8 protein-coding genes are annotated in these 12903 nt (G+C 66.3%); 3 read left to right on the top strand and 5 right to left on the bottom strand.

Annotation, left to right across the window (positions count from 1 at the left end; translation table 11 throughout):
* Nucleotides 1-77: 77 nt before the first annotated feature.
* From ACA027_RS14770 to hpnD, 3 genes are all read right to left on the bottom strand, one after another.
* Nucleotides 78-1094, bottom strand: a complete 1017-nt coding sequence (locus ACA027_RS14770) for a Bug family tripartite tricarboxylate transporter substrate binding protein (protein WP_370678958.1) — start codon at nt 1092-1094, stop codon at nt 78-80.
* A 144-nt stretch (nt 1095-1238) separates the two neighbouring features.
* A complete protein-coding gene (gene hpnE / locus ACA027_RS14765) occupies nt 1239-2588 on the bottom strand; it encodes a hydroxysqualene dehydroxylase HpnE (RefSeq protein ID WP_370678957.1) in 1350 nt (449 codons plus the stop codon).
* A 3-nt stretch (nt 2589-2591) separates the two neighbouring features.
* A complete protein-coding gene (gene hpnD / locus ACA027_RS14760) occupies nt 2592-3431 on the bottom strand; it encodes a presqualene diphosphate synthase HpnD (RefSeq protein ID WP_370678956.1) in 840 nt (279 codons plus the stop codon).
* Nucleotides 3432-3593: 162 nt separating this feature from the next.
* On the opposite strand from hpnD, the gene ACA027_RS14755 reads away from it, so the two are divergent.
* Nucleotides 3594-5276 (top strand): methyl-accepting chemotaxis protein, encoded by a 1683-nt coding sequence (locus ACA027_RS14755; protein WP_370678955.1) that lies wholly within the window; start codon nt 3594-3596, stop codon nt 5274-5276.
* A 284-nt stretch (nt 5277-5560) separates the two neighbouring features.
* On the opposite strand, the gene ACA027_RS14750 is transcribed toward ACA027_RS14755, so the two are convergent.
* The gene (locus tag ACA027_RS14750) at nt 5561-6952 is read right to left on the bottom strand and encodes an L-serine ammonia-lyase (protein WP_370678954.1); all 1392 of its coding nucleotides are present in this window, start codon (nt 6950-6952) and stop codon (nt 5561-5563) included.
* 461 nt (nt 6953-7413) lie between these two features.
* A complete protein-coding gene (hpnC, locus tag ACA027_RS14745; RefSeq protein ID WP_370678953.1) occupies nt 7414-8304 on the bottom strand; it encodes a squalene synthase HpnC in 891 nt (296 codons plus the stop codon).
* A gap of 82 nt (nt 8305-8386) precedes the next feature.
* Between hpnC and ACA027_RS14740 the strand changes: the two genes are divergently transcribed.
* Both ACA027_RS14740 and ACA027_RS14735 read left to right on the top strand, forming a co-directional pair.
* Nucleotides 8387-9592 (top strand): efflux RND transporter periplasmic adaptor subunit, encoded by a 1206-nt coding sequence (locus ACA027_RS14740; protein ID WP_370678952.1) that lies wholly within the window; start codon nt 8387-8389, stop codon nt 9590-9592.
* A gap of 2 nt (nt 9593-9594) precedes the next feature.
* Nucleotides 9595-12759: an efflux RND transporter permease subunit gene (locus tag ACA027_RS14735; protein ID WP_370678951.1), complete on the top strand. Its 3165-nt coding sequence runs from the start codon at nt 9595-9597 to the stop codon at nt 12757-12759.
* Nucleotides 12760-12903: the final 144 nt, after the last annotated feature.

Below are 12903 nucleotides of genomic sequence, written 5' to 3'. Positions count from 1 at the left end.
CCGCCCCGCAGCGCCGGTGTCGTCCCCCTCCCTCGCGCAGCGAGAGAGAGGGGGAAGGCGCGAAGCGACACAGGGGGTCAGTCAGGTTTCACCTGGGCCCGCAGCAGCACCTGCTTCCAGCGGGCCTGTTCGGCCGCAATAAAGCGGGCAAACTCGGCGGGTGTGCCACCCATGGGGTCGGCCGCATCGCCTTGTAGACGCTTCAAGGCATCGGGTGCGCGCACGGCTTTCTGGCATTCGGCGGCCAGGCGTTCCACATGGGCGGCCTGCAGGGTGGCCGGGGCCAGCATGCCGTACCACTGGGTCATCTCAAAGCCGGCAAAGCCTTGCTCGGCCACGGTGGGTACATCCGGCAACTGGGCCAGGCGCTGGGTGGAACCGGTGGCAATGCAGCGCAGCTTGCCGCTTTTGATAAAGGGCAGCAGGGCCGAGGCGCCGACCGAGGCGGCGTCGAGCCGGCCGGAGAGCAGGTCGGTCATCATCGGCCCGGTGCCTTTGTAGGGCACATGCAGCATGTACAGATTGGCCGTGGCTTTCAGGTATTCAAAGGCCAGATGCCCGGCGCTGCCATTGCCGGCCGAGCCGTAGCTGAACTTGCCCGGGTTGGCGCGGACATAGGCCACAAACTCCCGCAGGTTCTTGGCCGGGAAGTCCGGGTGCACCACATACAGGCTGGGCACCTTGGCCAGCAGGCTAACGGGGCGGAAATCTTTGTTCGGGTCGTAGGGCAGCTTGGGGAAGATGTAGGGGTTCACCGCCAGCGTGCCGATATGGCCCAGGATCACGGTGTGCTGGTCATCGGCGCGCGCCACCTCGCTCATGGCGATATTGCCAGCCGCGCCGGGCTTGTTGTCCACATACACGTTGTGGCCCAGGTTTTTGCTGAGCTCGGCCGCCGTGGAGCGGGCAATGATTTCCGAGCTGCCACCCGGCGCAAACGGCACCACAAAACGGATGGACTTGCTGGGCCAGCCGGTCTGGGCATGCAGATGCGGCAGGGCCGAAGCCAGGCCCAGGCCGGCGCCGGCTGCCAGCAGTTGGCGACGGTTGAGGGCAGGGACACGGGAAGGTGGGTAAAGCGGTGGCAAAGGCATGGCAGGTCTCCAGCAAACTGGCGCGTGCGATGCAGTGGTGGCCGCGCCCAAACCGCCATCTTGGCGCGCCAATCTGTCAAACCCCTGTCTGGCGGGCCTGGGAGATACCCGTGGCATGCCTGGAAACCTATCTGGTGTGGGCAGTCAGCCCAGTGGCTTTTCAAATGCCCTGGCCATCTCCAGCCCGCTGCGCACGGCGCCTTCCAAGGTGGCCGGGTAGGGGCCTTGCACATAGTCGCCGCAGGCCCACAAATGTGGCCCCACATGGGCCAGGGGCCGCTGCACATCGGGCGTGCAGGCAAAGGTGGCGCGTTTTTCCACCACGGTACGAAGTGCCTGCAGCGGCCCTAGGCCCAGCTGCTGGCGGGCCTGTTCCAGCACCAGGGTTTGCAGCCGGGCGCGGTCATGGCCGGGCTGGGCGTCGCTGGCGCTGACCACCAGGGCCAGCAGACCGGGTGGCCCCTGAAGCAGGCTTTTGTCAAAGGCAAACTGTGCCGGGGCTTGGGCGCTGGTGCGCAGTGCCACCATGGGGGCCGGCAGGGTGCGGGGCACGGCTGCCAGTTGCTGGGCATAGATGGTGGCAATGGCCGTGTGGGGCAAGGCGTCGGCCAGGCCGGCCCAGTGCTCGCAGGCGCTGCGGGTGGCGTGCAGGCCGGGAGCGGCAGTTAGTGCCAGGCGCGCGGCCTCGGCGCTGGTGGTGGCCAGCACCACGCCATCGAAAGGCTGGCCGTTGACGCGCCAGCCTTGCTGGGCATCGGCGCCGCAGGCCTGCAGCTGGTGCACGCGCTGGCCCAGGTGCAACTGCGCACCCTGGGCCTGTAGCCAGGTGGCGGCGGCGCAGGGGAAAATCTGGCCCAGGTCGGTGCGCGGAATCAGCAGGTCGGAGCCACCGCGTCCGGCAAAAAGGCTGTCGTGCAATATGCGCAGAAACACCACGCCGCTGGCTTGTGCGGCCGGTAGGTTGAGGGCCGAAATGCACAGCGGATCAATGAACTCCTGCAGCAGGCGTGCAGGCAGGCCCTGGCAGATATCGGCCACGGTGTCGTGGGCGTTGCAGCGGAAATGAGAGCGCTTCCAGCGTGTGGCGCGGGCCAGCAAGGCGTATTTGTCTTGCCATGTCCAGCCCTTGGCGCGGGCGATGCCCAGCGCCGCATCCCAGGGCGGGGGCAGGTTGGGCAGCTGCAGGCCGCTGCCGTCGGCATGGCGCAAATCCAGCGGTATGCGCAGCAGGGCGGTTTCGGTGTCCACGCCCACGGTGCGCATCAGCGCCAGACAGTCGCGGTAGGCACCGATCAAGATGTGCTGGCCGTTGTCCACCGTCAGTGCCTGGCCTGCCGTGTCACGCACACTCAGGGCCCGGGCACGGCCGCCCCAGTGGCGGGCCGTCTCCCACACGGTCACCTGGTGGCCGCGTTGCACCAGGGCTACGGCGGCGGCCAGACCTGCCCAGCCGCCGCCGATGACGGCAATGTGCTGTGAAACTGCGGCCTGCATGGGCTACATGCGGCCCAGGGCCTGCATCTTCCAGGCCAGCCACAGCTTGCGCAGCGGCGTCAGCGCAATGCGCTGGTGCAGCACCTGGAAGTTGGCGGCCTCGATTTCGCGCAGCAGTGTGCGGTAGATGCTGGCCATCATCAGGCCTGGCTTCTGGGGGCGGCGGTCGGCATCGGGCAACAGGGCAAAGGCCTCGTCGTACAGCTGGTGGGCGCGTGCGGCCTGAAAGCGCATCAGCGCGGTGAAGCGCTCGGAATACTCGCGCTTGGTGATTTCGTGCGCCTTGACATCGAACTGCTGCAGCTCGCTGATGGGCAGATAGATGCGGCCGCGCAGTGCGTCTTCACCCACGTCGCGGATGATGTTGGTGAGCTGAAAGGCCAGGCCCAGCTTGTGGGCGTATGCGGTGGTTTGTTCGCTGCTCTGACCAAAGATGCGCGCTGCGACCTCGCCCACCACGCCGGCCACCAGATGGCAGTAGCGCTGCAGGCCGGGATAGTCCAGGTAGCGGGTTTGCTCCAGGTCCATCTCGCAGCCTTCGATCACGGCCAGCAGATGGTGTGGTGCGATGCCAAAGGCCTGGGCATGGGGCATCAGCGCCTGCATGGTGGGGTGGCTGGGCTGGCCGGCAAAGGCCTGGCTCACTTCCTTGCGCCACCAGGCCAGCTTGGAGGCGGCGACACCGGCGTCGTGCACCTCGTCCACCACATCGTCCACCTCGCGGCAAAAGCCGTAGAACGCCGTGATGGCAGCGCGGCGTGCGGCCGGCAGAAACATGAAGGCGTAGTAGAAGCTGCTGCCCGAGGCAGCGGCTTTTTGCTGGACGTACTGTTCCGGTGTCATAGGGGCGGCATTGTCCCATGTCGCGAGGCCGTGCCGCATGCGGCGCATGCTTGATGTGGATCAAGTGAGTGTCGGATGTGAACATCGCCCCCCTACGGAAGCGCGGGCAATCCTTCTACCATGGTGGGATATCGATTTTTTTGCACATGAGGACGGCTGGGCATGCTGAATTTCAATGCGCTGAAACTGACCCAACGCTATACGCTGGTGTTTGTGGCTTATTGGCTCTCTTTGGTCGCTGTCATCGGCATGAGCTGGTATGGCCTGGTGTCTGCGCGAGACAGTCTGCGCAATCTGCATGAAGAATCGCTGCAGCGCATCTTGCTGTCCGATGCATTGACCGAGACGGCCTTGCACAGCCGCAACCAACTGCTGCTGGCCTACCAGCATGCGCCCGACAGCCCGCTGGCCGCGCTGCATGACCACCCGGTGACCGATCACCTGGACACGGTGCGCGGCAATCTGGAGCGTGGTGCGCAGATGCAAAAAGAGCTGCTGGCCAAGACCCAGGACCCGCAGGAAAAAGCCATGCTGGAGGAGGTGGTGCGGGTGGAAGAAGCCTGGAACGCCAGAATGGGGGAGTACATCACCGCCATGACGGGGGGGAACTTCACGCCCGAGCTGATGCAGCGCTTTCTGGCCACCGGCCGCGAAGAAGGCGACATGCTGGTGGCCCTGGTGGGCGCCTTCAAGGGCCTGCAGGTGAGCAAGGCCGATGTGGCTTACCAGGAGGCCGAGCAGCACTACCACATGGGCTTGCTGGTGTTTGTGGTGGCGATTTTGCTGGGCGGTGTGCCGGCCACGCTGCTGTCCGTCTCGCTGCTGCGCCGCATGCGCCAGGGCTTCCAGCAGGCCCAGGCCGCGTCCCAGGCGATTGCTGAGGGCGATATCTCCCAACATATCCACAGCAACGGCCGGGATGAAATCTCCTCGCTGCTGGGGCAGATGGAGGCCATGCGCACCCATTTGCACCAGATCATTGCCCAGGTGCGCAATGGTGCCGAAGCCATTGCCGGAGCATCCACCCAGGTGGCCGCCGGCACGCAGGATTTGTCGGCCCGTACCGAGCAGCAGGCCAGCTCGCTGGAGCAGACGGCCGCCGCAACCGAAGAGCTGTCCGGCACCGTGCAGCACAACGCCGACAGCGCCGTGCGCGCCAGCGAGCTGGCTTCCACCGCCACCAATGTGGCCCAGCGCGGCGGCGAGATGGTGAGCCAGGTGGTGCAGACCATGGAGGACATCAATGTGTCCTCGCGCAAGATCGAAGACATCATTGCCGTCATCGATGGCATCGCCTTCCAGACCAATATCCTGGCGCTGAATGCCGCCGTGGAAGCCGCGCGCGCCGGCGAGCAGGGCCGCGGCTTTGCCGTGGTGGCTGGCGAGGTGCGCTCGCTGGCCGGCCGCAGCGCCGAAGCCGCCAAGGAAGTGAAGACGCTGATCACCGCTTCGGTGGACCGGGTGCGCGTGGGCAGCGAGCAGGTGCACCGCACCGGCGCCACCATGCAGGACATCGTCACCGGCATCCAGCGCGTGGCCGACATCGTCAGCGAAATTGCCGAAGCCAGCCGCGAACAGTCGCGTGGCCTGGCGCAGATCAACAGCGCCGTCACCAATCTGGACGATGTGACCCAGCAAAATGCAGCCCTTGTGGAAGAGACCTCGGCCGCCTCGTCCTCGCTGCAGGATCAGGCCCGCCAGCTGGCCGCCATGGCCTCGCGCTTTGTGCTGGATGCCAGTGCCAGCGGGGCAAGGGCCGCGCCGGTGGCCGCACCACGCGGATCGACCGGCATGGGCAGATCGGCCCTGTCGGCCCAGCCTGTGGATACGCCCGCGCTGGCGTGAGGCGGCGCCGCCGAGTAGGCGGGTGCTCTTGAAAAAGTAGCTGCTGCTGCGCTCTGTGCGTTCGTTTCAGGGTGATTGACCCAAGAGCAGGCAGTCCGTACCGACGGGGGACTTCTTCGTCACTGCAAAGATTGACCAGCGTCCAAGCCGTGTAAAAACAGGCCTGGCTCAAGCCAGAGACACCGCGCAAGGGCCGCCCCGCCGCGCTGGTGTCGTCCCCTTGCCCGCGAGCGCAGCGACGCGAGAGCGGGGGGAAGGTGCCGAAGGCGACTCAGGGGGGTGTTTCAACACTCCACCACATTGACCGCCAGCCCGCCGCGTGAAGTCTCCTTGTACTTGCTCTTCATATCGGCGCCGGTCTGCACCATGGTACGGATCACCTGGTCCAGCGAGACAAAATGCGTGCCATCGCCCAGCAAGGCCATGCGCGCGGCGTTGATGGCTTTGACGGCGCCCATGGCATTGCGCTCTATGCAGGGGATTTGCACCTGTCCGCCGACCGGGTCGCAGGTCATGCCCAGGTTGTGCTCCATGCCGATTTCGGCCGCGTTCTCCACCTGGGCCGGTGTGCCGCCCAGCACGGTGGCCAGGCCGGCGGCGGCCATGGAGCAGGCCACGCCCACCTCGCCCTGGCAGCCCACCTCGGCGCCCGACAGCGAGGCGTTGCGCTTGTAGATGGCGCCAATGGCGCCGGCGGCCAGCAGAAAGCGGCGTATGCCGGTGGCATCGGCACCGGGGATAAAGCGCTGGTAGTAGCGCAGCACGGCCGGAATCACGCCGGCCGCACCATTGGTGGGTGCGGTCACCACACGGCCGCCGGCGGCGTTTTCCTCGTTCACCGCCATGGCGTAGAGATTCACCCAGTCCATGGCAGCCAGCGGGTCGGGTGGGCGCTCGCCGGCCTGGGTCTTGAGGCGGGTCATCAATGCGCCAGCGCGCCGGGGCAGGCGCAGCGGCCCGGGCAGCAGGCCTTGGGCCGCGCAGCCGCGTGTGATGGCCGCGTCCATGACCTGCCAGATCTGGTCCAGCCCCTCGGCCACGGCAGCGGCTTCGCGCTGGGCGCATTCATTGGCCCAGGCCAGGGTGTCTATGGATAGCTGCCGGGCCTGGCAGCTGGCAAGCAACTGCAGGGCATTGGCATAGGGGTAGGGCACGGCGGCCGTGCCATCTTGCAGCGGCGGGCCGGGCGGTGTGCCTATGCGCTGGCCGGCTTCATCTTCCACAAAGCCGCCGCCCACCGAGTAGTACACCGCCTCGTGCAGCAACTGGCTAGCAGCGTCATGCGCCACCAGCCGCAGGGCATTGGGGTGGCGCGGCAGGCTTTTGCGTCGCAGCAGCATCTGGCGCTGGGTGATGAAGCGCGTGGGGTGCACGCCCAGCAACTGCAGCTGGCTGCTGCGAGCGACTTGCGCCTCCAGGGTCTGGGCCGCGTCGGCGGATACGGTCTCGGGGCTGTGGCCGGCCAGGCCCAGCAGCACGGCGGTGTCGGTGGCATGGCCTATGCCGGTAGCGGCCAGGGAGCCAAACAGCTCCACGGTCACGCTGTCGACCTGGGGCAGCAGGCCCCGGGCTTGCAGCCCCAAGGCGAAATCCAGGGCCGCCACCATGGGGCCGACGGTGTGGGAACTGGAGGGACCTATGCCTATCTTGAACAGATCGAACACGCTGACATGCATGGAAATACCTCGTAGGCCTGGAGCGCGAAAGTGAGGGTGGACCGCTGACCAGCATGCGCCAGCAGCCGGCGGCTCGCAAGCAGGGTGGTTACTTAAGTCAGCGATGGGGTTTGCTATGGATTGTGAGGGTGCTTATGCGCATCCATAAGCTTTGGAAGGCTTTTCCTGCCATAGCGGCCAGCTTGGGGGCGTAGCCGTAAAACTGGTGCTGCCTGCGGCGAAGCGAGAGCGGGGGCACGATGTGCTTCAGCGCGAGGAAATCGCCCGATTTCGCTTCAACCCTTCGGGCCAGTGGCTTTGCGGGCGCGCCGCGAGGTGATGGTGAACACGCTCTTAGGTGCGTAAAACGGGCGCGGCCCAGGCCAGGGCTGCCGCGCAAGGGCCGCCCCCGCAGCGCTGGCAGCGTCCCCCTGCCCGCGAGCGTAGCGAGCGAAGAGCGGGGGGAAGGCGCCGAAGGCGACTCAGGGGGGTGACATCCTTAACGCTTTCCACAGCATGCGCGGCAGATCGGCCTTGCTCACGGTGGGGCGTTGCAGCAGGCTGTTGCCTTGCAAGGCCTCGACCTTGTCCAGAATGCGCAGCCCGCCTTGCACCACCAGGCGCAGCTCCCAGCCTGCGCGCCCGGGCAGGCGGTGCACCAGGGGGGCGCCCTGCAGCATCAGTGCGCGGGCCCAGGTGGCGCAGTCCATCACCAGGGCGCGGCTGGCTTCCGTGGTCTGGGGCTGCAGCAGATCGGCGCGCTGCACGCCAAAGCGGCTGCAGTCGGCATCGGTCAGATAGTGGCGGCCGCGTGGTAGGTCCACGCTCAGGTCCTGCCAGAAATTGATCAGCTGCAGTGCGCTGCAAATGGCATCGCTTTGCTGCAGGCTGGTGGCGTCCTGTATGCCATACAGATGCAGCAGCAGCCGGCCCACGGGGTTGGCGGAACGGCGGCAGTAATCCAGCAGCTGGTCGCGGTCGGCATAGCTGGCGGCGCGGGCATTGAAGTCCACATCCTGGGCAAAGGCGCTGAGCAAATCGTCCAGCAGTGCCGCGGGCAGATGGTGTTGCTGCAGCGCATATTGCAGCGGGCCAAAGATGCCGGCCCAGCGCGGGCCGGGCGGGCTGCCAGCGGCCGCGGCGTGCAGCTCCTGGCGGTAGGCCGCCAGGTCGGCCAGGCGCTGAGACGGTGTGGCGTCTCCCTCGTCGGCCAGGTCGTCTGCGCTGCGGGCAAAGTGGTAGAGCGCCGCAATCGGTGGGCGCAGCGCCGGTGGGCAGAGGAGGGAGGCGACCGGAAAGTTCTCGTAATGCGTGACCGGTGCGGCCTGGGAAAGCGAGGCCTTGGTCGCTGTGGCGGGGGTAGTGGACTTCACGCGGTGGATTGTCGCCGTGCTGCGGTTAATATGCCGAATCTTTTAATAACCAGCTAGTCAGTAAGTAAGGGTGGGAATGGCGATGAAGCCTTGCGCTTGGGGACGCACGCCGTGGGCCGGTGTGCTGGTGGGAGTGACGGTGGCGTTGACTGTGGCGGGCTGCTCGCGCAAGCCTGCAGCCGAGGAGCCTGTGCGCGCGGTGAAGCTGGTCACCGTGGGGGCATCGAACGCCACGGCGACGCTGGAGTACGCCGGTGAGGTGCGCGCGCGCACCGAGTCGCGGCTGGGCTTTCGTGTAGCGGGCAAGCTGGTGCAGCGCCTGGTGGATGTGGGCCAGAGTGTGCAGGCCGGCCAGTTGCTGGCTCAGCTCGATGGCAGCGACTACGCCCTGGCGGCCCAGGCCGCCCAGGCCCAGATGGCGGCGGCCACCACGCAGCGCGATCTGGCTGCGGCCGATCTGGCGCGCTACCAGGCGCTGAAGGACAAGAACTTCATCAGCGGCGCCGAGCTGGACCGGCGCTCTGCCGCCTTCAAATCTGCCCAGGCGCAGCTGGACCAGGCCAAGGCCAATGCCGCATCCCAATCCAATCAAAGCGGCTATACCCGGTTGGTGGCCGATGTGGCCGGTGTGGTGACGGCCGTGGAGGCCGAACCTGGCCAGGTGGTGGCAGCCGGCGCGCCCGTGGTGCGCATTGCCCAGGACGGCGCGCGCGACGTGGTGTTGGCTGTGCCCGAAGACAAGCGCGGCCTGGTGCATGTGGGCCAGGCCGTGCAGGTGCGGCCCTGGGCCGATGGCGGGGCGCTGCTGCAGGGCAAGGTGCGCGAGCTGGCGGCTGCGGCCGACCCGGTGACGCGCACCTACGCCGTGAAGGTGGCGCTGGCGGCCGATGCGCCCCTGCCCCTGGGGGCCACCGTGTATGCCCTGCCCCAGGGCATGGGCCCGGCGGGGACGGCGCTCATCAAGCTGCCGACCACGGCGCTGCGCGCGCAGGGAGATCAATCGGCGGTGTGGGTGTATGACTCGCAGGCCAAGACCGTGCGCAGCCAGCTGGTGACGGTGGCCTCGGCCGATGGCAACGAGGCGGTGATTGCCCAGGGCGTGGCGCCGGGCATGCAGGTGGTGACGGCGGGCGTGCATGTGTTGACCGAGGGCCAGCATGTGACGGTCTACCAGGATAAATATGCGCCAAAACAGGCTGTAACGCAGGCTGGTGAAGCAGGGTCTGCTATCAAATCCGAAGTGTCCGCAGCAGAGCAGGCCGGCGCAGCAGCGCAGCAGGGGCGCTGACCATGGCACGCCAGGAACCCAAAGCCGGCTTCAATCTCTCGCGCTGGGCGCTGGAGCATATTCCGCTCACCCGTTATCTGCTGATCGTCATCTTGCTGCTGGGGGGCGCGGCCTATTTCCAGCTGGGGCAGGATGAGGATCCACCCTTCACCTTCCGCGCCATGGTGATCCGCACCTACTGGCCCGGTGCCACGGCCCAGCAGGTGGCCGAGCAGGTGACCGACAAGATCGAGCGCACCCTGCAGGATGTGCCCTATGCGGACAAGATTCGCAGCTATTCCAAGCCGGGGGAGTCGCAGGTCATCTTCCAGCTCAAGGACAAATCCCGCCCCGGCGACGTGCCCCAGCTGTGGTACACGGTGCGCAAGAAAGTGGGGGATATGCGCTACACCTTGCCGCAGGGCGTGCAGGGGCCGTTCTTCAACGATGAATTCGGTGATGTGTATGGCGTGATCTATGCCCTGCAGGGTGAGGGCTTTAGCTACGCCGAAATCAAGACCGTGGCCGACGAGGTGCGCCAGCAACTGCTGCGCGTGCCGGATGTGGCCAAGGTCGAGCTGTTCGGCGCGCAGGATGAGAAGCTGTTCATCGAGCTATCGCAGCAACGGCTGTCGCAGCTGGGTCTGGATATGAACCAGGTGCTGGGCCAGCTCAGCCAGCAAAACGCCATCGAGGGCGCGGGTGTGCTGCAAACGCCGGATGAGCAGGTGCAGGTGCGTGTGGGCGGCCAGTTCACCGCCATCGAGGACTTGCGCGCCATGCCGATTCGCGGTGCCTCGGGCGCCCAGCTGCGCCTGGGTGATGTGGCCGACATCACGCGCGGCTATGTGGACCCGCCCGCGACCAAGGTGCGCTTTCAGGGCCAGGAGTCCATTGCGCTGGGCATTTCCATGACCAAGGGCGGGGACATCATCCGCCTGGGCAAGGGCTTGCATGCGGCGGTGGAGCGCATTGCGGCCACGCTGCCGGCAGGCATGCAACTGGCCAATGTGCAGGACCAGCCACGTGCGGTGTCCGAGTCGGTGAATGAATTCATCAAGGTGCTGATCGAGGCCGTGGTGGTGGTGCTGGCGGTGAGCTTTGTCAGCCTGGGCCTGCACAAGCGTGCCGAAGCCTCGGTGTGGTGGAAGCGTTGGTACATCGACCCGCGCCCCGGCCTGGTGGTGGGGGTGACGATTCCGCTGGTGCTGGCCGCCACCTTTCTGGCTATGTGGTACTGGGGCATAGGGCTGCACAAGGTGTCGCTGGGCTCGCTCATCATCGCCCTGGGCCTGCTGGTGGACGACGCCATCATTGCGGTGGAGATGATGGTGCGCAAGATGGAAGAGGGCTATGACAAGCTGCGCTCGGCCACCTTTGCCTACGAGATTACTGCCAAGCCCATGCTGACCGGCACCTTGATCACGGCGGCCGGCTTTTTGCCCATTGGCATGGCCAAGTCCATGACCGGGGAATACACCTTCGCCATCTTTGCTGTGACCGTGGTGGCTCTGGTGTTGAGCTGGCTGGCCTCGGTGTACTTTGTGCCCTATCTGGGCACGCTGTTCCTCAAACAGCCCAAGCATGAGGTGCATCCGGGCATGAGCGAGGATCCGCATGAGGTGTTCGACAGCCCGTTCTACAACCGCTTTCGCCGCGCGGTGTACTGGTGTGTGCAGCACCGCTGGCTGACCATTGGCGCCACGGCCCTGGTGTTTGGGCTGGGCATTGTGGGCATGACGCGGGTGCAGCAGCAGTTCTTCCCGGACTCCAATCGCCCGGAAATCCTGGTCGATGCCTGGTTTCCCGAAGGCACGGCCTTTGCAGCCAACGAGGCCGTGGTGCAGCGCATGGAGCAGCGTTTCATGCAGCTTGACGGCGTGGAGAACGTGGCCGTGTGGGTGGGTACGGGCGTGCCGCGCTTTTATCTGCCGCTGGACCAGGTCTTCCCGCAGAGCAACGTCTCGCAGTTCATTGTGCTGGCCAAGGATTTGGCGCAACGCGATCGGTTGCTGCAGGCATTCCCTGCGCTGCTGGCCCAGGAATTCCCCGAAGCGCGCGGGCGGGTCAAGTTGCTGCCCAGCGGTCCACCGGTGGCCTATCCGGTGCAGTTTCGCGTCATAGGCACCGACCCGACCCAGCTGCGCCAGCGTGCCGACACCGTCAAGGAGATGCTGCGTGCCAGCGCCGATATGCGCGGCGTGAATGACAACTGGAACGAGTCCGTCAAGGTGATGCGTCTGGAGGTCGATCAGGACAAGGCGCGGGCCTTGGGAGTGAGCAGCCAGTCCATCGCCCAGGCAGCCCGCATCCGCTTCAGCGGTGCCGCTGTGGGCCAGTACCGCGAAGGCGACAAGCTGATCGACATCGTGCTGCGCGTGCCAGGCAGCGAGCGCGAGGCCATCTCCCAGGTGGCCAACGCCTATTTGCCCACGGCCAGCGGCAAATCCATTCCGCTGACGCAGATTGCCAAGCCCGTCATGGGCTGGGAGCCGGGCGTGCTGTGGCGGGAAGGGCGCAACTACGCCATCACCGTGCAAGGTGATGTGCGCGAAGGCCTGCAAGGCGCCACGGTGACGGCTGCGCTGCTGCCGCAGCTGCGCCAGCTGGAGGCGCAGTGGCATGCCCAGGGCGCCACGGACTACCGCATCGAAGTGGCAGGTGCGGTGGAGGAAAGCTCCAAGGGATCGGCCTCGATTGCGGCCGGTGTGCCGGTGATGCTGTTCCTCACCTTCACGCTGCTGATGCTGCAGCTGCACAGCTTCAGTCGCGCCATGCTGGTGTTCCTGACAGGTCCGCTCGGAATTGCCGGCGTGGCCGCAGCCCTGCTGCTGCTGAACCGCCCCTTCGGCTTTGTGGCGCTCTTGGGCGTGATCGCACTAATGGGCATGATCCAGCGCAACTCGGTGATCTTGATCGACCAGATCGAGCTGGATCGCGCCCGGGGCGTACCGGCCTGGGATGCGATCGTGGAAGCCGCCGTGCGCCGCCTGCGGCCCATTGTGCTGACCGCCGCCGCCGCCGTGCTGGCCATGATTCCGCTGTCGCGCAGCGTGTTCTGGGGGCCCATGGCCGTGGCGATCATGGGTGGGCTGGTGGTGGCGACGGTGCTCACCTTGCTGGCCCTGCCCGCCATGTATGCAGCCTGGTTCAGGGTGAAAAAGCCGGGGCTGGATATCACCACCTGAGCGGCCTCATGTGGGGGCTGCCTTTGCAGTGGTGCGGCCCTTGCTGGTTGCCCCGGCCTGGGGCAGCCGGTTTTCTGCGGCTGAAAAGGCGTGAGGGCGTGGCTCACAGAGATAGCGCCGGCTACACAAATTTGAAGGTTTGAA

Origin of the sequence: Comamonas sp. GB3 AK4-5 (assembly GCF_041320665.1) — a bacterium.
In the GTDB taxonomy this organism is placed as follows: domain Bacteria; phylum Pseudomonadota; class Gammaproteobacteria; order Burkholderiales; family Burkholderiaceae_C; genus Comamonas.
Note: the sequence above shows the minus strand (reverse complement) of the source record. Positions and strands in the feature narration are given on the sequence as shown.